A 20536-nucleotide genomic window follows, 5' to 3' on the forward strand; every position below is an offset into this window, starting at 1 on the left:
GCAATATCGAGCAGGATTAAATCTGGTTGGTGTGTTTGTGACAAAATCAAAGCTTTGATTCCTTGTTTAGCACAAATACACGATACATTGAGTAACTTCAGGTGACCATTGAGAAGTTCTAAATAGTGTAGATCTTGTTCTACAACTAAAACAAAAGGCTGCACGGACATAAATTATTCCTCACCTTTAAAGAAGGACCATACATCAAAACCCTCGTGACTAAAAAACTCGTTTTTAGGAAGGTTACCCTGTTAGCAAGATGTACGAGGCTTCCTTCAGGCGGCTGTTAGCGGCTTGAGATGGAGTGACTCGTCTGTGACTCACAAGGCTTGGTGTCTGCGCTGGTATCCAGGGAAGGACACGAAGAGCTAGTGGCAACATTAAGCAAATATCATCATGTTAGGTGTGTATTTCGTCAAGTCTTTTTTGAAAAAAATTTAGCTTTGGTTAGCTGTGGTTAAATTTTATAGAGCATGACTCTTGATTAGGAGTGATGCCAAAATTTTGATTGTGTGTGGGACTTGCCATAGTGCATCTCTACATAAATCACCTCAACTTAGTAGCGTTTTGAACCTAGAAGACATAAGTCCTCATAGCTGCATTCTTAAGTAGGTGTAAGTGAAATCAACTTATGCACTTAATTCAGATGGAACGTGGATTGTAGATAGCTGAAACCGGAACGCAGCCGCAGTGCAATTGATCTGCAGATACAGACAATGCTTCCCTCACGATTGCACTTCTTTCCAGTGCCAAAGGCAATCGCAAATATCATAATTCGGTTTTTTTGTACAGTGCGTAAGTCCTATTGGTGTCGGTTTTGTTTGAAGTAGGGGACTCCCAAAGCTGCTGGAGGTGTAGATTGTTGACCAGCTAATCCAACCAGGGCAAGCAGAGCTGTTATGTACGGTAGCATAATCAAAAATTGATAAGGAATATTTGCATTCAATGCCTGAATTCGCAACTGCAAAGCTTCCGTAGCACCAAACAACAAGCAAGCCAACGCAGTTCCTATAGGATGCCATCTGCCAAAAATTAAGGCAGCGATCGCAATAAAACCTTTTCCAGCACTCATTCCCTCAGCAAAGTATTTTACCTGCACTAAAGTTAAATAAGCACCTCCCAACGCAGCTAGACAACCACTGACTACCACAGCAAGGTAACGCACCTGTTGCACTGACACCCCAGCAGTATCAGCAGCCTTAGGATATTCCCCTACAGCTCGTAAGGTAAGACCCGGGCTGGTACTAAACAAAATATAGGTGCTGAGAAAAACTAAAAACAACAGTAAATATACGAGAATGTCTTGCTGGAATAGTAAAGGTCCGACAAGGGGAATATTCGCAAGACCAGGAATCATAATTGGTTCAATTCCAGGTATGCGCTGGGCGCTACTACCACCAAACACCAAGCGTGATAAAAACGATGTTAACCCAGCGGCAACAAGATTAATTGCTAACCCTGACACCAACTGGTCAACCCGTAAAGTTACGGATAAGAAAGCATGGAGTAGTCCCACCAATCCCCCAGCAATCAGAGAAGCAAAGACACTAAGCAAGACATTACCAGTGTAAAAACTGGCAACAGCACTAGTAAATGCACCAGTGAGCAACATTCCCTCTAAGGCAATATTCAGTACCCCCGATCGTTCCGAAAAAAGTCCACCCAGTGCGGCAAATGCTAGGGGAACTGCAAGACGGAGGCTAGAAACGAGGTAGTCTGAGAAGAAGTTTATGTTATTCATCACATCTTACTTGTTGTTTTGCGTCAAGCTTTTTAAGCTAGAAGCTGTTTCTTCTGGTTTTCCAGACAGAGGGAAAACTAAAATACTCTTGATTGCCTGGTTATCTACTAATTCTTTTAAGCGATGTAATTGTCGGTCAGTAATGGCAATTCCCGCATAATTTTTGGCATAATTTAATTCTTCTTGAAAATTCGCCTCATTATAAGCTTGAATAAACACTCGATCAACATTCCAATTCTGCCAATCCGCAGCGAAATATCGTTTAGCCCAATAAGGGTTATGATGACAAATATCAAAACTAACGGTCGAGTTAGCTTGTTTCATTGCAGTTATCATTTCTTGTAACAAATTAGTTAAATTAGAGGTGCGATCAACTTTACCTGGTAATTCAGCATAATAACCTAGATAATCATCCCATTGAACTGCATCAATCTTTGGATATTTTTGAACGAACTCTACTAAGATATTTTTAAAGAAACTAGCAACCTCAGGAATCTGCACATCAAGGACATAATGATCAATGCCAACGTACGTTTTATCCACACCAGGAACAATCCATCTCCGAGAAGTTGCTAAATCATAAATTGGACTGTTTTTATCTATCTTAATGCCTTTTTCAAAATAAGCATGTACTTGCATTCCCTGTTTGTGTGCCTCATCAATCAACCAATCTAACCATTGTTCTTGAAACTGGTTTGGACAACTTCTATATCCCAGGGTTTGCTGCATCACCTCACTATTGTACATCGTACAACCATTACCCCAAACACCGTGAATAATAGTATTAATTCCTTGAGAGCGATAGTAACGAACTCTCTCACGAATCGTTTTTTCGTCGGCATTATTGGTAACTTGGTAGCGACTTAAATAAATTCCTCTAATGACTTTTTTCTCCCAAGGGGTTTGTGGTAATGCTGTTGTTTGAGGTGTTCTTGTTTTAGGGAAAGGTTGTTTATTATTGGGAGTGAGATTTGAAGGGCTTGATAAGGAGGGAGTGGGAGTTAAATAAATATTTGGGTTGACAGTTGAAGTAGGAGTTGGAATCGGATTTAAGAAAGGAATATTTATTTGTTGAATTTTCGCTAAAAACTTGCTGATGTCTAAATTGCTTTTCTGGCTAAACCACCAATAACCACCTCCGAAAATAACAAGAATTAGAGATATCGGTATATTTAAGCATCCACATCCATTTGGCTGTTTCTTTTGGCTCGACATAATAATATGATGCTTGACTGGTGAGTTTGATTTATATAAGTACTTCAGTGTAAATAATTAAAGGCTTCGCCGTGAGCTTAGCGGACTTCGGCGTGAGCGCTCAGTCGAACGCTCGAGTGAGCCTCGCCGAACTCCGAACGGTATGTAGTAAGCCCTAAAGCGCTAAAGGGCTTACTACAAGCTAGTTTCCAAGCTTTACTTTTCTTTATATAGTTTAATTTTGTTTAATTTTTTCTCGCCTACTTACTTAAGCGCTTTAGCGAAGACATTTTCATCTTTCCACTATTCCTGCAAGAGGTCTATTTTTGATACGGTGTTCTAGAGCCAGACTAATGGCAATAAACAGTACAGTCAAACCCTGAATAGCGTAAACCACAGTCACTGGAACTCCTGCACTGCGCTGCATCACATTCGCACCACTGCGAAGCGCACCAAAAAACAGGGAAGTCAGCACGACACCGAAAACACTACCACGACTGAGAAATGCGATCGCGATCGCATCAAACCCATAACCAGAGGAAACTTGCTCAAACAACCGATATTTCAACCCCATCACTTCAGTTGCACCCGCCAACCCAGCTAAACCACCCGCCAACGCCATTACCAGCATGATGGTGCGTTCGACAGAAATACCACTATAACGGGAAGCAATAGGGTTAAATCCCACGGCAGCGATTTGGTAGCCTATAGGTGATAGTACGAGCAAAACCCATACAATGACTGCTGCAACTAACGCCAGTAAAATCCCCGCATGGGCGAAACTCCCTGGTAAAATAATCGGTAGTTGAGCAGATTTAGCAATCAGTGGTGAATAAGGACTAGGCGCACCCGGTTGCTTCAAGGGGTTCTGAACGAGGTAACTAATAAAGTTAAAGGCGATGTAGTTCAATAGCAACGTGGTGATGACTTCATTTATCCCGCGTACCGCCTTGAGATAACCTGGAATCAAACCCCAAACTCCACCAAAGAGAAATCCTGCAAGCAACGCCAGTGGTACATGAATCACAGCAGGTAATCCCTGCACATACAACCCTATCAACGCACTCCCCAAAGCACCCAGGTAAATTTGCCCTTCCCCACCAATATTAAATTGACCTGCACGCAAAGCCACCAATACCCCTAAACTGGTTAGCAACAGCGGTACTATCTTGGTAACAGTGTTGCCAAATCCAAAGTAGGTAGAAAGAGATTCTTGAAACAAAGCCGTATATGCTGCGATGGGATTTGCCCCAGCAACTAAGATCAGAATTGCACCAACGAGTAACGCCGATGCGATCGCAATTACGGGAGGTAAGATTGGTAGCAGCAGAGGTTGAATCCGATTCGTTGTAGTCATCTGAGTTTTACATTTTTGAATTTTGAATTTTGTAGACGCCCGAAGGGCGGCTTCCCGCAGGGTATTTTGAATTGCTTACCTTCCCCCACCCATCAAAAACCCGATTTCCTCCACCGTTGCTGTCGTCGCATCCAAAACACCCACAAACTCACCTGTGTACATCACCGCAATGCGATCGCTTATTGCCATAACTTCCTCCAATTCGGTAGAAATGTACAAAATAGCCGCACCGCGATCGCGTTCGGCTAACAACTGCAACTGTACTGCTTCCGTCGCCCCCACATCCAGCCCCCGCGTTGGTTGCATAGCTACTATTAACATTGGTTCTCTCGCCAGTTCCCGCGCCAGCACTACCTTTTGCTGATTTCCCCCCGAAAGCTGACTGACTTTCACACCTTCACTTGTCGCCCGGATATCAAATTCTTGCATTGCAGACTTAGCATTATTGCTGATTGCTTCCTTCTGCAATAAAAAGCGACGACAAAACGGTAATTTTTTAAAAGCTTTCAAAATGAGATTTTGAGCAATATTGAACTGCAACACCAAACCCATTTTTTGCCTATCTTCCGGGATGTATCCCACCCCGGCTTGTGAGGAGGGGTTCTGTATCAGTTCAATTTTTCCAGCCTTGACAGTTCGCACACCAGTGATTGCATCTGCTAATTCTCGCTGTCCATTACCATCTACACCTGCAATACCCAGAATTTCTCCCGCCCGCATTTCAAAAGATACATTGCGGACAGCGATCGCACCCCTGTCATCCTCAACTTGTAAATTTTGCACTGACAAAACCACCTTTCCAGGAGAAGCAGGAGTTTTGTCCAACCGTAAAGCCACCTCGCGCCCCACCATTAATTCAGCTAACTGTTGAGGCGTCGCTTCTTCTTTGGTAGTTGTATTTGCTACTACCTTCCGCGTCGCCAACACAGTTACTGTGTCACATAGGTTCATAACCTCATCCAATTTGTGGCTGATAAAAATAATTGTGTGTCCATCTGCTGCGAGTTGTCGCAAAATAGCAATTAATGATTCTACTTCTCTTGGTGTCAGCACTGCTGTTGGTTCATCAAGAATCAACAATTTTGCTTTCCGGTAGAGAACTTTGAGATTTCGACTCGCTGTTGCGCCCCTACTGGCAGATTTCCTACTTTAGCAGCAGGGTCAACTGTTAATCTATAAGCTTGGGATAAAGCAGCGATTTCTTGTTGCTTTTGACGCAGATTTAAACGCCAGTGATTCAATGTTCCTAGGATGATGTTTTCTGTTACAGTTAACTGGGGAACTAGCATGAAATGTTGGTAAATCATGCCAATACCTAATTCAATTGCTGCATTTGATGAAGATATTTTTACTGGTTTTTCTTGTAGATATATTTGACCTGCATCTGGTTGATAAAGACCACTAATAATGTTCATTAAAGTGGTTTTACCAGCCCCATTTTCGCCTAGGATGGCGTGAATTGTTCCTGGTTCAACAGTGAGGTTGATGTTGTCATTGGCAATGAATGAGCCAAAGCTTTTGCTAATTCCTTCTAAGCGTAAATAAGACATATAACAAACCGCACTAGGCAAGAGAAAAGGTAGAGAAAAACCTCACCCCCCAGCCCCCTCTCCGCAAGCAGAGAGGGGGAGTTTTTCCCCTCCCCGCATGCGGTGAGTCCAGCGCTGCAGGCGGGTTTCCCGCCGTAGGCGACTGGCGTTCGCATGATTGCGTGCGCTTTGCGCATACCCGGAGGGGGAGGGGTTAGGGGTGGGGTCACACTGATGTATTTTCAAGTTAGATAGGAACGAAAAATATAGCGCTTTCCATTTGAATGAAGTAATTATTTATCTGTGTCCATCTGGAGGACACTGCTGTGGGCGGGTTCCCCGACAGCCCCGCAAGTGTCCGTTGTCCATCTGTGGTTCATTATTTCTTTGTGTACCTTACAAGGGTTACAAACCGCTATCAAATGAGATTTTAAGCTGTGGTTTTTTTAACGCACCGGGTATCTTTGCCAGCTTGTTGGCATTTTTCAAAGGTGATTTTTTTAGCAACAATTTCCTCTTTTGTATTGAGTGCTTTTTGTTTGAGTGGTTCGGGAACCATCGCCCCAAATTTTCCTAAAGATAAAATATCTGGTTTTTCTAAACCTATTGTGTAAATTTGACCTTTGAGTTGATTTTGTTTTGCTAGTTCTGCTAAATAGGCGATCGCTAAATCCAGCCGCTTTACCGCACTTGTTAAAACTCCTTTGGGTGCAATTTCTAACTGGTCTTTCGTGTTACCAAAAGCATAAACCCCTTTGTCACTTGCAGTTTGCAAAACGGCAGCAGAAGCGCTATCTAACCATTGATAGATGACATCAGTGCCAGAAGAAATTATTGCAAGAGTGGCTTCTTTTGCCTTGGCGACATCGTTCCAGTCACCCGTGAATGTAGAACTAATTCTGATATCTGGCTTCAGAGATTTTGCTCCTAATTCAAAGCCGCGTAGTTCTTGTTGGGTAGCATCAAATTGTTGTCCTGCAATGTAAGCGAGTTGATTGGATTTGGTCATTGATGCAGCGATGATTCCGCAGAGATAACTCGCTTGCAAATGGTCAATTCGCAAAGCAGCGATGTTGGAACCGTTCACAGCACCATTGACACCGACAAAGAAAGTGTTGGGGAACTGCGGCGCAACTTGTTGAATAGCAGCATCAAATTGTCCCCCGTGGGCAAATACTAGGTTATAGCCCCGACGTGCAAAATCTGAGAGAACTTCGGTTTGGTCTGCTTGTGCTATTTGTTCTACATAGGATGTTTCTGCACCCAGCTTTTGTTTAGCAAGCTGTACGCCTTCGTAACCAGATTGGTTCCAGGCTTGATCGCTGATGACTCCAGGGAGGGCGATCGCTATCTTAAACCCTGGGCTACCCCCTGTCGTTGTTGAGTTGCTACTGCAAGCTTTCAGCAGTAAACTGGTACTGAAGGTAGCTGAACCATACAAAAGAAATTTACGCCTACTAAAATTTACCGTCATACATTAGCCTTGAGATGGGTAATCGTTGTTATTGATTACTATATCTGCTTCATTCCCCTACCTCCTCGTTCATTTTTCCCACTGTTGGCTGAAGACGTAGTGACCTGAAGCCAAACAAACTGAAGAAGTAGACGCAACTATAAAGTCAAGGGAATAGATGAACAATCTCAAGGAAATTTTTCGTGTCATCCTAGCGCTATGTATGATTGTAGCCGGAGTGACGCACTTTACATCTGCTGACCAGTATGTCAGAATTGTGCCGCCGCAACTGCCCTACCCTTTAGAAATAGTTTATCTGAGTGGCTTTTATGAAATCTTGGGTGGTATCGGGTTATTAGTTCCGCCTGTAAGTCAAGCTGCTGCTTGGGGACTACTTGTTCTTTTTATTGCTGTTTATCCATCCAATATTAATATGGCAGTAAATCTGATTAAAATTGACCATATACCAAATTCACCCTGGCTACATGTTATCAGGCTTCCCTTTCAGGCAGTTTTAATTGCTTGGGCTTGGTTGTATACAAAACCTTCAGATCCTGAAAAACAAGCTTCTATCATTCCCAAGTCACTCATTCCCAAACAACTGCAGGAATTAAAGTGAGTCGTTTTCGCAGACTTTTGTTTAACCCTCTCCTAAAAGGATGTTTGGAAAGTGTCGTATTGTACCAAAATTTATCGATGATCCCCCTAAATCCCCCTTAAAAAGGGGGACTTTGAAATTATTTTCCCCCCTTAAGAAGGGGGGCTAGGGGGGATCTCGATATAACTTGGTACTTTACAAACATCCTCTCAAAGGAGAGGAAATCAAGGGTAAAATAATGTGGGTGCAAGCAGGTTTGATATGAGTACATCAAAGACAGTTCAACAATTGCGGGCTGAATGGATAACGCCGGAAAATTTTCGTCGATATGGACAGGTCATTTTTCCCAGTAAAGACGGTAAATCCTTTGATGCAGAAGATGCTCAACTCGTACTTGACAGAGGTATCCCCCGCTTTTATATCATGCAGCTACACCGTAGAGGACGCAAATTTCACACTATCACTCGCCATGTGCAATGTACTCAATGTTTGGGTTCACTGGAAGGGAAGGACTGGTTAATTGCGGTTTGTCCTCCTAATAATAATATTGATGAACCATCTTTAGAAGATATGGCAGCTTTCCGCATTCCAGGAAATTGCTTTATCAAGTTAGAGGTAGGAACTTGGCACGCTGGACCTTATTTTGAGCATGAGGTTGTGGATTTTTACAACTTGGAATTGAGTGATACAAATGTGGTGGATCATTTCACTCACAATTTTCTCAACAGCCATAATCTGGAGTTTGAGTTTGAGATTTTGTCATTGACATAGCGCTTCTACCAACTTACTCAAATTCCAGAACGAGTGATAGTCATGAACCCGAACCTGCCTAACGGCTGAGATTGGGGCTTGCAAGAACCAGATTGCAACGTAAGTCGTGACTAGCCCAGTAGCCTAAGTGCGGTAAACACTTCCAGCCATTTCCCGAATCGCTGGATTACCTGTTTCACATCGGGACTAAATGAAAAGTTTTGTAACAATCAACAATAGTTTGTGTAAAAGTCGCGCTTTCTAGCTGAGAAAGATAGAGATTCGCAACGAGGTGCGATGAAATTCGAGGTCTTTTATGACTAACGACTCGTCGAGAAAAGAGTTAGATGCACAACTTAAAGACTTAGCGCTTCTTGCCCAACGACACCCACAAGCAACCAAGGAGCGGCGGATGGCTTTAACACAGCTCATCAATACCATTTGGCTGTCGGGTAAACTTTGTCGTCCCTATAGCGGTCAATTTCAACGACTTTATCAAGATATTTATGAAGAAGCGGTACAAAGTCTATTCTTTTATATTTGTCGAGATGACAATATTAGCAAATATGACTCAGAACGGGGCGAAGTCATGACTTGGGTGAATATGCTACTCACTAAACGCTTTTTTCCAGAGGCTATACCCGTAATTGTAGGACAAGAAAATGAAATAAGTTTAGACAAGTCTCACATAGAAAATGTTTCCGACTCTGAATCTACGTCTTTGTATGAACAAATCATTCAATGTATAGAATCTGACCCAGAAGGAATTTTTATCAAAGAGCATATAAAAGGTCATCCGGAAGCAAATTTTCAAGAAATAGCTAGACGAAGGTATTCGGGAATTTCCTGGAAAGACATCTCAGCCGAATGGCGAATTGGAATCTCATCATTACATAATTTTTATCAAAGATGTGTGAAAAAATTTGCTCCTATATTAAGAGAATATTTGTAGATTTCATATGATTTAACCGGGTGGTCAAAAAATTATGAGCAACAAAACAGGTTTTTTAACATTTACAGGACCGATATCTCCAGCTACTAGGCGGCTAGCTGAACAGTTATGTAGACAACAAGCCACACCTGAAAAAGGCGAACAAGTCCGTCTCAATACTTTATCTGTATCTTTTGTGAATTCATATCTACAATGCATGGGGTTCGAGACAGACTTGGAAGCGAGTGACAGTTGGAACCCAGTGCAGCATCTACTTATGGACGTAGCTGATTTGTCGCTAAAAAATTTAGGCTCCTTAGAATGTCGTCCGGTGTTGTCAGGGGAACAGTTTGTCTATGTGCCACCCGAAGCACAGTCAAACCGAATCGGCTATGTGGCTGTGCAAATTAGTAAATCATTTCGAGAAGCAAAGTTGCTAGGATTTGTCAAGGAAGTATCAAATGATGTATTATCAATCAGTCAACTGCATTCTTTGGAAGATTTACTGGATTATTTAGAATATCTCACTCAATTAAATACAGCCAAATTAGCTGATGATTCGCTCACAGTAAATAATAATTTGGTCAACTTGAAGCAATGGCTTGAGAATATTTTTGATGCTGGGTGGCAAGAAATTGAAGCTCTCTTACGCATTCAACCAGCCTATGTAGCTAGTAGCGTTAGAAGTACTAAGGGCGATTTGGTTAGCAGGGGCAAGTTAATTGATTTGGGAAAACTTTTGACCCAGCAAGCCGTCGTTCTAGTCGTTACTCTCACTCCAGACAATGAGCAGGAAATGGACGTTATCGTGGAAGTACATCCCACAAGCAAAGAAAATTATTTGCCACCAAATCTCCATTTAACATTGTTGGATTGTGATGGAGCATCTGTCATGGAAGCTCAAACTAGAAGCACCAATAAGAATATTCAATTGGAGTTTAGTTGCGAGATAGGAGAACGTTTCAGTGTTAAACTCGCTCTGGGAGATGTCAGCACTATAGAAAATTTTGTCATCTGAAGCGAATATAGAGGTGCTGCCAATGAGAAAGTTAGTTGTTTTGAAGCTGGATGGCGATTTAGAGGAGGGGGTGCGGGTGACGCTGGAGATTGGGGAAGAAGGCTTTCGCCCCAGTACAGAAATCGCTGGCTACCTACCTCCAAATCCAGACATCGTAACTTCCCTTGATCAGTGGCAGTCAATCTATGGTAGTCTGTGGAAATTTACTCGCATCAAAGCCAAAAAAATCGTTTACGATGGTTCCATCTCCAAGCGACGCGAGGACTGTCATAAGTTAGCTGATCAGTTGCGTAAGCTCCTAAATAACTGGTTACTGTCAGAGTCGTTTCGCCGTATCCGCGAGAAATGGCTCAAATACTTAATGCCCGACGACGAAGTGCGGGTGCTGATTCGCACTACTTCAGAACAGCTCAAGAAACTTCCCTGGCATTTGTGGGATTTGGTGGATCGGGATTACCCACTAGCTGAAGTAGCCTTGAGTGTTCCAGAGTCAGAACAAGCGGCAGCTGCATTGCAGACATCTACCTATAGAAAGAAAGTCAGAATTTTAGCGATTTTGGGTGATAGTGATGGTATTGATGTGCAGCAAGACCGCCAGTTGCTAGAAAAATTACCACTAGCTGCTACGACGTTTTTGGTAGAGCCTCAACGTCAAGACATCAACGAGCAGCTGTGGAACCAACCGTGGAACATTCTATTTTTTGCCGGTCATAGCAAGACAGAAGATGGCACTGGTCGCATCTATATTAATCAAACAGAATACTTAACAATTGATAAACTCAAGTATGCGTTGAGAAATGCCGTTGCCAATGGGTTACAACTGGCGATTTTCAACTCCTGTGATGGGTTGGGATTAGCACGAGAGTTACAAGATTTGCATATTCCGCAAATAATTGTTATGCGGGAGCCAGTACCGGACTTAGTGGCTCAAAAATTTTTAGAGTATTTTCTGGAGGTTTTTTCCTCTGGACAGTCTTTGTATACAGCGGTTCGCACTGCTAGAGAAAGACTGCACGGAGGGCTAGAAAACGAATATCCTGGTGCAAGTTGGTTGCCAGTCATTTGCGAACATCCTGGCGTAGTGCCAATGACTTGGGCAAAACCGCGAATCAAACCCAACAGTCGCCGGCTCCCAACTATGCTGCTAGTAACTGTGCTAATAACCGCAGGCATACTTGGGATAAGGCAGTTGGGAGGATTGCAAACATGGGAATTGCAGACTTTTGACCAATTAATGCGATCGCGTCCAGAAGAAAAGCAAGATTCGCGCCTGTTGATAGTCACTGTTACTGAAGATGATTTTAAACTGCCAGATCAGAGGCATAAAAGTGGCTCGCTGTCAAATTTGGCATTGGCACGACTGTTGGACAAACTTGCACCCCTCCAACCGCGAGCCATCGGCTTGGATATTCATCGTGATGAGCCAGTACAACCTAACCAGGCTTTTTTAACCACTCGTTGGAAAACTGATGACAACTTCTTTGTGATTTGCAAAGTGAGCGATCGCCCCTCCAACCATCCAGGAATTGCACCCCCTCCTGAGGTTCCGCAAGCACGCCTTGGCTTTAGCGATGTAGTCAAAGACCCAGACGGCGTTTTGCGTCGCCATTTATTAGCGATGAAACCAGCCCCCACATCCCCTTGTATTACGCCCTATGCCCTCAGCGCCCAACTGGCATTCCACTACTTGCAAAAAGAGGGCATTTCTGCCAAGTACACTCCCCAAGGGGATTTGCAGCTAGGTAACGTCATATTTAAACGGTTGCGAGTGCCAATGGGCGGCTATCAACAAGTGGATGCGTGGGGCTATCAAATATTGCTGAATTACCGCTCCTACCGCTCTCCTTTAGAAATTGCCCCAACAGTCACGCTTAGAGACGTTCTCAATGGTGCGCTCAAGCTTGAAGAAGTAAAAGACCGAATTGTCCTCATCGGTACTACTGCTCAAAGTGTCCATGATTATCTTCCCACACCCTACAGTACCCAGCAGGGGTTTTACCAGGAAATGCCAGGGGTAATTGTGCAAGCGCAAATGGTTAGTCAAATCGTGAGTGCGGTTAAAGATGGGCGACCTTTGTTATCAGCTTTGCCTATTTGGGGCGAGGTGTTATGGGTTTGGGGTTGGTCCGTGGTTGGAGGAGCAATTGCTTGGCGCTTTCGGTCGGGGTTATATCTCATACTGACAGGTGGAGGCGCACTCTTGATTTTATACCTTCTTTGCTTAGTCCTCTTGTGCTCTGGCAGTTGGGTTCCCCTCGTCCCGTCAGCCTTGGTTTTAGTAGTGACTGGCGGCACTGTGCTGATTTACCTTACTTCACAACAGAGTCAGCAACAGCTTACTTGTGAAACTTTGAGGTATGATTGAGATTAAATTGCCTGTGCAAAAAATTAAACTTACCCTGACTGGCACAAACCATTGAGAGAAACGCTACCTAAGTTACTGGTTAGGTCGAAAAATGAGTAGTTTTGGGAAGCTTTGTCCAATTTTTAGTTCAGCAGTGGGAACCCTTGCTATCAGTTGGGCAGTCCTTAGTTGCACACAAATGCACGCACAGTCTGTCAATTCTCTAGTTATTGGGCAAAGCTCGACAGTAAACCCTAGAGGACAATTAAACCAATCATTGATTTTCGCTGCACCGCCTCCACCACCAGACATCGGGGAACCAGGTCAGCGAGCAGAAGCAGGAAGCCGTGGCTGTGGTGGAGGGAACAAGCAGCTTACAGCCTTAATGCCTGTCTATTCAAATTCACAATTGATTTTTGGAGCAACAACCGCCTCGCATCCCACCTTTTGGTTTTATATTCCTTATAAACCACCATCTCCTGGAAAGTTTGTATTGCAGGACAAAGATGATAACTTGGTCTACCAAACCGATGTCACGCTGCCCCAAACGCCAGGAGTTATCAGTTTCTCTCTTCCTCAGACAGTAGCACCGCTCTTAATTGGCAAGCGGTATCATTGGTTTTTCAAGATTTACTGCAAAGCGCAACAACCATCAGCTTTTGTTGAAGGTTGGATTCAAAGAAACTCACTCAACCCCGCCCTCAATAGTCAGTTAGAGAAAGCTACTCCACGCGAGCGAGTTGCTCTTTATGCTGCCAATGGTATTTGGTTTGAAGCGTTGACTACGGCAGGGGAACTGCGTCGTCGCGATCCGAAAGAGACTTCTTGGGCAACGCTGTTGCAAGCCGTTGGTTTGAATGATTTGGCAAATGAACCAATTACACCATAAGTGCTAGTAAGCTGTTCCACATAAAAGTTGCATTATTTGGGCGGGCAAGATGCCCACCCCACAAGAATTTAAAAGAATTTAAATATGCAAACCAAATGTGCTTTAGCTTAGTAGTCTTGTACGGCATTTTGCCGTATTCTTAAGAAGAGAAGCTAATATAGAGAGTAAGATGACCACACCGAATGCTAAAAATGGGGTAAAAGGGGAAGCAAAGCATAGTAAGCTTGAACGCTTGGAAGCCAGACTAACGCGGGAACAGAAAGAATTGCTCCAACAAGCCGCCGAGCTAGAAGGTAGGACGCTGACGGATTTTGTTGTCAGCAGCGCCCAAGCGGCTGCACTGCGTACCATTCAGGAACACACGCTGATTAGCTTGACCAAGCGGGACAGTGAAGCCTTTGTCGAAGCTTTACTGAATCCCCCTGAGCCTGGAGCAGCATTATTGGCAGCAGCTCAACGATACAAACAAAGTACCGGGCTTTTGTGAGTGAAGTTTCCTCCGTTTGCTTATGTTGTTGAGCCGTTAGATGCTCAACATAACCGTTCTGATTTTGAGTGTGGAGTTGAACCGCTTGATCGGTATCTGAAACAGCAAGCAAGCCAAGATATGCGGCGGAGAATAGCTGCTTTATTTGTGCTGGTTGACCAAGATATCGACTCAATAGCAGGCTACTATACCTTGGCTGCTACGGCAATCCGTTTGGCAGAATTACCGCCGGAGATAACCAAGAAATTGCCAAAATACCCGCTTGTTCCTGCTACTCTCCTAGGGCGGCTCGCTGTTGACCAACGCTATCAAGGGCAAGGAATCGGCTCGTTTCTTTTGATGGATGCATTGCGGCGCAGCTTCAATAGTGAGATTGCTTCAATGGCGGTTGTGGTTGATGCAAAGGATGACAAAGCGCGTGATTTCTACGAACACCATCAATTTATTCCGTTTTCTGAGCAGTCACAGCGCTTGTATTTATCAATGACAACTATTGCTAAATTGTTTGGCAGTAGCACGTAATTATCGCTCTTTTTGGTTGCGCGCAGTACACAGCTGTAGTGAAAGTGCATGCACTTTTAGGCGTTGCTAAATTGAAGTATGAATCCGGATGTAGAGACGTGCCATGGCACGTCTCTACAAGGATTTTGGTATTATGGAAAATAATTTTCACGCCCTGGAATCAGCAACGCCCACTTTTACTACTAGGACTTACGCACAAGTAACGGAAGAATCAAACCTTACTAGGCACAGAGGACACTGAGAAATGAGAGTTTGAGAGGTATTTTGCGTAAGTCCTGACTACATTAAGCTAAAGCACATTTGGTTTGCATATTTAAATTCTTTCAAATTCTTGTGGGGTGGGCATCTTGCCCGCCCAAATAATGCAACTTTTATGTGGAACAGCTTATTCGTGGTGGTGTATGTGGTTCAAATGAGAACCGCCATAATCTTCTAGAGCCAATTGCCCAATAAAATGTAAGGAGCCCAGTATCTCGGACGTTGATATTTAGGATTCTGTAAAAGAGCTAACTGGGCGCGGCGGAGTGCTTCGGCTTTAGTTAGGGCTTTGTTTCCTAACTCTTGGTAAAACTTACTCATCAACTCAGAGGCGGACTCATCATTCAAGTTCCATAGAGAAGCAATTGTACTACGCGCTCCCGCCCGTACAGCTACACCAGCAATTCCCAAAGCAGCTCGATTGTCACCAGTAGCTGTTTCACAGGCACTCAGGACAAGCAATTCAATCGCCTCGGGTCTCGCGGTGTCTCGAGTTCGCACTAAGTTATTCAACTGTTTAACATAGATACGGTCATCCCAAGCCACAATAAATGTCTCCTCAGCCTTAGAGCTGAACTGACCATGAGTTGCAAGATGAACTACACGGAAAGGCAGAGAATTAATCTGGTTTTGCAAAGCCGAACTGGTAAATTGTTTGTTAAGAAGTATACTGCTGGGTACAAAAGAGCGAATTTCCTCGATTTCGCGCTTGACGTTGGGTAATGCAGAAAATCCGGGGCGTGATTCAGTCAATCCTGCGGCTATTGCCTTTAATTGTTTCTCCTGCAATGGTTTCGGGTTAACCAGTTGCAGACCTGGGGTGAGTGCAATGCTATACTTCTCAATCAGATACTGTTTGCCGTCGTAAAGAGCTGCCATTGGGATATTCCGCAAAGAACCATCCAGCACAAACACCAAGGTTCTTACTTTCGTTTGGGCTAACTCAGTTGCAGCGGGTTTGATTAACCAGTTATACACCTGTTGAGATAAAGACTTAGCTTCTGCTTGAGTGTCAGGTTCTGTGAGGGTTTGCCTGAGTTGTTTTAGCGTGGTTTCAACTTGGCTTAGAGGGACTGCAGTAGCGTAGTGCAGCAAAGGCTTTTGCGGCAACTTGAGAATGACCTCTAGTCGGTCTGGTAAAATAATTGGATAGATAGCTGCCGCTGTTTCGTCTTTTTGGTCAATAACTTGGTCAATTTGGGATAACGGACCTAAACAGGCTTCCCGAAAGAAGTTATCCAGTTCTGCTAATTGCAGAGATTCAATTGTTTGGCGGGCTTTCAGGAGATTTTCTTGACTGGGTACCCCCCAGCCCCCCCTTGGTAAGGGGGTTGCAAAAGTAACTCGACTAGCTGTCGATAAACTGGTTCGACTTTTTCTCGAAAGGAAAACTGTACCTCTGGATTGATGGCAACTAAATCGTAGCGGAGAGACTGGAGGGTGTTAACTGCTTGTTCGTAAGTGGCTACTGCTCCTTTAATATCTCCCCTAGCCTTAAGCAAACGTCCCAGTTGCCATTGCCATCGATAGGCAATGTCCTTAGCATCAATAGCAGAAGCCATAAACAGGGCTTGCTGGGTGAGGTTTTGTGCATCGGACCACTGCTGGGTTTCTTCATACAGACTGCCCAGGACACCAAGAGCATAAGATTCTGTGCGTCTATCTTGCAAGCTTTTCGCCTGTTGGACAGCGCTTGACACTAGTTGGGCAATATCCACCCATGATGGAGTGTCTGTGTTGGTATTTTGTCTAAGTTGCGTTAGAGTTTCGGCAAAGTTAATTCTGGCATAGATTGCTGTCCGGCTGGGGGGTAAATCGCCAATTTGAGTTTGGATTTGGGGCAATAACGCCTGAACAGCAGTGATTTGCTTGCTTTCCAGCAATAGTTTCAGTTGATTGATTTGAGCATCGATGCGGATACTTGGTGAAGTGGCAGCGTTGGCAGCTTGGCGGTAGAATTCTATAGCATCTGGGATTTTTTGCTCGCTGCGGGCTGTATTGCCTAGACTCAGCAGAACATCAGCTACAGGTTGCTTATCTGGCAACGAGTAAGCTATTTCTAAACTTTGTTGTAATATTTGCCGGGATGTTTTTAAATAACACTGTGGAGATGTTTCTAAATTACCCTGCCGGGATGCTTCTAAATTACCCGTGACACGCAGGACATTGCCGAGGCTACGCAATGCTGTAACCTTAAGCGGTGAGTTTGGTTGATTTTGCAACAGCTGGGTACTTTCGCATAACGTCTTTTGAGCCTGACGATAAAGCCCCAAGGCTTGTAAAGCTTGTGCTTGGTTTATGCGGTTACGAATTAATGCATTTTCATCGCCTATTTTGGCATAAATGTCAACTGCTTGTTGCCAAGTATTTAGGGCATCTTGAGCTTTGCTTTGAGCCAATTGCAGGCGACCTTGAATATCTAGGGCTTGGGCAAGGATTTGCGATCGCTCTTTTGTGTTTTGGGCGGTTTGTAATATGTTGAGGCTTTGGGCGATCGCACCTTCAGCCTCAGTTGATTGTCCAAGTTGCTGATAAGCTAATGATAGATTGCCCAGTGTCATCGCTTGTTTGAGTTGATCCCCTTTGGCTTTGAACGCAGAGATAGCCTGTTGCCAAGAAGTGACTGCATCAGCAAACCGTTGGGCTTCATAGAATTTTCTTCCCTGTTCCACCAAGTTTTGGGCATCGGGCAAGCTTTGAACAATGGAGGTTTCCGCAGTCATATGTGCGAAAGTGGGCAGCAATAACCCTGCGCCCAAGAACATAGCCAAAAACAGCAGTACACTTAAGAGGCGTTTGATTCTACGGAATCTAAATTTTTTTCTTGCCATGTTTTTGCCCTCACTCGTGCTGCGTCTTTCCTTTAAAATGAACAGTGCAGTTTGCGCTCATCAACCTCCTGGCTGCTGATTGAACGCACGGCAATCCGCTGTTTTCTGCCAGGAATTATGGGGCGTGACAGTGGATGCATTTGCTGTAAGTACCACGTTGCCATCAGCATCAATCACCCAACCTGTAGCTTCTACGATACGAGCTGGTGTTGGGCTAGTGGGATTTGTAGAAACTGCGGTCGTAGAGGGCTGATCGACTTCAGGGTTGAGAGTAATCAGATCTACCTGTACTGCATCAGTGCTGAGGGCATCGCCGGGATTGGGGGGCAAACCACCGCGTCCGGTGATGATAAATTCGCTTTGTGCTTGACTTCCACCTGCAGTACAGCCCTGTGCTACTTTGGTGTCAACTGGTACGGCTGGCAGGTTGACAAACCCGCGACTAAGGTCTACATCAGGTGTGTTAAGTTCTACAGTGCCGTTTGCGCCAAACTCTGAACTAGCATTGATCTCACTTATTTTTGGATCTTCAGATAGCTTGGTGCGCTCTTCTAGTCCATAAATGCCAGTAGCGTTGATTTCAATCTTACCTCCAGGACCATGTTCAGCATTAGCAACGATATCACTATTTTCATCGGGTACAGCGACGATGAATGGGGAATTGATTGTAATATTTCCGCCGCTACCGTTTTTGGCAGCCGTGGTAGCGATCGCACTATTGTTACGCATGAGGATGAAATCTTGTACATCTAACCTAATATCTCCGCCCCTGCCCGATGCTGTTGTACCTGCGAGTTTTCCTTGAGTGTCTAGTTTGATAGAGTTAGCATTCACTGTTAGTGAGCCTGCATTTCCTAACCCTGCACTGTTCACAGTTACTTCAGCTCTATTCTGGACAACCAACTGCCCAGTAGTAATTTTAATGCCTCCCCCTTGGGCTGTGGAGTTAGGCTCTGTGTTAGCAAATAGACCACTGGTAGCGCCTGTTTCTGTGATGTCGTTGGCAACACTTGGGTTGATAGGACTGGGAAATTTGGCTATGCGGTTGGAGTAATTCGGGTCGCTACCAGAGATACTTACCCGATCTGTGGCATTGATCAAGATATTACCTGCTTGCCCCTTACCAAATGTTGTAGTCACCAGTTGCCCGCCGTTGGTTGCCTCAAATGAACTGGCATTTACCCTGATGTTGCCAGCCTGCCCATCCCCTTTACTGCGGGCGCTCAAAGCTGCCCCGTCTGCAATCCGGAATGTCTGAGTATTAATGATAATGTCGCCTGCTCTGCCATTGGTAGTAGTACTGGTAAATAATCCACTAGGTAATCCATTACTGGGAACACTTCCTGAGATATCGACAACGTCAGCATCAACATAGATATTACCTGCGTTCCCCTGTCCCTGGGTACTGTCTTTGACTATAGCGCCGTCTGTCATTACTAAAGAACTAGCCTTGATGTAAAGGTCTCCCCCTGAACCTATCGCCCCTGGTATTACACCTAGGGTAATTCTGGTGGATTCCCCAGTATCAAAAGCAGTACTCCCTCCAGAGAGTAAGATTGCACCTTTAACATCTAAATTGATATTTCCCCCCTCTCCTTGCCCTAAGGTATCAGCCGACAGTGTACCGCCATCAGTTAAGGAGAACGACCCAGCTTTAATATTAATGCTACCACCATCGCCCACAGCCCCAGGACTCACACTGCTGACAATACCACCGAAGTATCCGATCTTCTTATTTATTCCAGCAATAGTGACAGCATCACGCACATCAATAGACACGTTACCAGCGTTCCCACGTCCAGGAGAAAGTTTGTTATGATACGAGGCTCCACGAACGAGGGTTTGGATGTTAGCGCCATCGGTTAAGGAAAGTGATCCAGCTTTGATATTAATGCTGCCACCATTGCCCACGGCTCCAGATTCTACAGTGCTGGAAACAAAACTAGATTGCCCAGTGCTATTCACCCCGTTAAAGGAGACAGGACCGCTGGCTTGAATTGTCACACTGCCCGCATCCCCTCTTCCAAAAGTGCTGCTATTTAGGAAAGCGCCATCAGTTAACGAGAGTGACCTAGTCGTGATGTTGATGTTGCCACCTTTACCTACAGCTCCATTTTGCACGGTGCTGTATGCCCCACTTCGATTAAAGGAGACGGTATCACGGGCATTGATATTTACACTGCCCGCATCTCCTTGTCCTGATGTACTGGCATTAAGCAGACCGCCATTGGTTATAAACAGTGACCCAGCCGTGATGTCGATGTTACCCCCCTTTCCTGCACCATAAGTGCTAGCACTAACCTCTCCCCCATCCCGAACTAACAACTCACGAGTGTTAATTGACAGGTCTCCTGCCGCTCCTGTTGCAGTTGCGAAAGCTTGAGTATTCAAGCTGCTTCTTAGATCTGATGTCCCCCCAATCACTTGCACAGAATCTGCTCTTACTGTAAGGTTTCCCCCCTTTAAAGGACCCCAGGTCCCTGCACTGACTTGTCCCCCATCCCGAACTAGCAACTCACGAGTGTTAATTGTCAAGTTTCCCGCCGCCCCGGTTGCAGTTGCGAAAGCGTTAGTATTCAAGCTGCTGACAGATAATGTCCCAATCCCAATCACTTGCACAGAATCTGCTGTTAC

Annotated in this window: 15 protein-coding genes and 1 pseudogene; 8 read left to right on the forward strand and 8 right to left on the reverse strand. The window is 44.6% G+C overall.

The window, feature by feature from the left end; translation table 11 throughout:
• Positions 1 to 802: 802 nt before the first annotated feature.
• The 5 genes and pseudogenes from V5G28_RS29300 to V5G28_RS29320 all read right to left on the reverse strand — a co-directional run bounded on the left by V5G28_RS29300 (position 803) and on the right by V5G28_RS29320 (position 7295).
• Positions 803 to 1741 carry an ABC transporter permease gene (locus tag V5G28_RS29300; protein ID WP_332997278.1) on the reverse strand — a complete coding sequence of 313 codons (939 nt, stop codon included), beginning with the start codon at positions 1739 to 1741 and terminating at the stop codon, positions 803 to 805.
• 6 nt (positions 1742 to 1747) lie between these two features.
• Positions 1748 to 2956 (reverse strand): family 10 glycosylhydrolase, encoded by a 1209-nt coding sequence (locus V5G28_RS29305; RefSeq protein ID WP_332997281.1) that lies wholly within the window; start codon positions 2954 to 2956, stop codon positions 1748 to 1750.
• 271 nt (positions 2957 to 3227) lie between these two features.
• The gene (locus tag V5G28_RS29310) at positions 3228 to 4292 is read right to left on the reverse strand and encodes an ABC transporter permease (protein WP_332997283.1); all 1065 of its coding nucleotides are present in this window, start codon (positions 4290 to 4292) and stop codon (positions 3228 to 3230) included.
• Positions 4293 to 4367: 75 nt separating this feature from the next.
• Positions 4368 to 5842, reverse strand: a pseudogene (locus V5G28_RS29315) (ABC transporter ATP-binding protein).
• Between the two features lie 409 nt (positions 5843 to 6251).
• Positions 6252 to 7295 carry a BMP family protein gene (locus V5G28_RS29320; RefSeq protein ID WP_332997285.1) on the reverse strand — a complete coding sequence of 348 codons (1044 nt, stop codon included), beginning with the start codon at positions 7293 to 7295 and terminating at the stop codon, positions 6252 to 6254.
• A gap of 157 nt (positions 7296 to 7452) precedes the next feature.
• On the opposite strand from V5G28_RS29320, the gene V5G28_RS29325 reads away from it, so the two are divergent.
• The 8 genes from V5G28_RS29325 (at position 7453) to V5G28_RS29360 (ending at position 14813) form a co-directional block, all read left to right on the forward strand.
• The gene (locus V5G28_RS29325) at positions 7453 to 7893 is read left to right on the forward strand and encodes a DoxX family protein (RefSeq protein ID WP_332997287.1); all 441 of its coding nucleotides are present in this window, start codon (positions 7453 to 7455) and stop codon (positions 7891 to 7893) included.
• A 240-nt stretch (positions 7894 to 8133) separates the two neighbouring features.
• Positions 8134 to 8643: an ureidoglycolate lyase gene (locus V5G28_RS29330; protein ID WP_332997289.1), complete on the forward strand. Its 510-nt coding sequence runs from the start codon at positions 8134 to 8136 to the stop codon at positions 8641 to 8643.
• Between the two features lie 295 nt (positions 8644 to 8938).
• A complete protein-coding gene (locus V5G28_RS29335; protein WP_332997291.1) occupies positions 8939 to 9574 on the forward strand; it encodes a sigma-70 family RNA polymerase sigma factor in 636 nt (211 codons plus the stop codon).
• Between the two features lie 34 nt (positions 9575 to 9608).
• A complete protein-coding gene (locus V5G28_RS29340; protein WP_332997293.1) occupies positions 9609 to 10571 on the forward strand; it encodes a DUF1822 family protein in 963 nt (320 codons plus the stop codon).
• A gap of 22 nt (positions 10572 to 10593) precedes the next feature.
• Positions 10594 to 12936, forward strand: a complete 2343-nt coding sequence (locus V5G28_RS29345) for a CHASE2 domain-containing protein (RefSeq protein ID WP_332997295.1) — start codon at positions 10594 to 10596, stop codon at positions 12934 to 12936.
• 91 nt (positions 12937 to 13027) lie between these two features.
• Entirely contained in the window at positions 13028 to 13804 is a 777-nt protein-coding gene (locus V5G28_RS29350; protein WP_332997297.1) for a DUF928 domain-containing protein, read from the forward strand.
• 169 nt (positions 13805 to 13973) lie between these two features.
• Positions 13974 to 14291: a type II toxin-antitoxin system TacA family antitoxin gene (locus tag V5G28_RS29355; RefSeq protein WP_332997298.1), complete on the forward strand. Its 318-nt coding sequence runs from the start codon at positions 13974 to 13976 to the stop codon at positions 14289 to 14291.
• A complete protein-coding gene (locus V5G28_RS29360) occupies positions 14292 to 14813 on the forward strand; it encodes a GNAT family N-acetyltransferase (protein WP_332997300.1) in 522 nt (173 codons plus the stop codon).
• A gap of 432 nt (positions 14814 to 15245) precedes the next feature.
• Here V5G28_RS29360 and V5G28_RS29365 read toward each other — a convergent pair whose 3' ends face one another.
• The 3 genes from V5G28_RS29365 to V5G28_RS29375 form a co-directional block, all read right to left on the reverse strand.
• Positions 15246 to 16181: a CHAT domain-containing protein gene (locus tag V5G28_RS29365; RefSeq protein WP_336231461.1), complete on the reverse strand. Its 936-nt coding sequence runs from the start codon at positions 16179 to 16181 to the stop codon at positions 15246 to 15248.
• Positions 16182 to 16351: 170 nt separating this feature from the next.
• A complete protein-coding gene (locus tag V5G28_RS29370; RefSeq protein WP_336231462.1) occupies positions 16352 to 17902 on the reverse strand; it encodes a tetratricopeptide repeat protein in 1551 nt (516 codons plus the stop codon).
• A gap of 60 nt (positions 17903 to 17962) precedes the next feature.
• On the reverse strand, positions 17963 to 20521 hold the full coding sequence (locus V5G28_RS29375) for a beta strand repeat-containing protein (RefSeq protein WP_336231463.1): 2559 nt from the start codon (positions 20519 to 20521) through the stop codon (positions 17963 to 17965).
• Between the last annotated feature and the right edge of the window lie 15 nt (positions 20522 to 20536).

Origin of the sequence: Scytonema sp. PRP1 (assembly GCF_036697665.2) — a bacterium.
In the GTDB taxonomy this organism is placed as follows: Bacteria; Cyanobacteriota; Cyanobacteriia; order Cyanobacteriales; family Nostocaceae; genus Kalymmatonema; species Kalymmatonema gypsitolerans.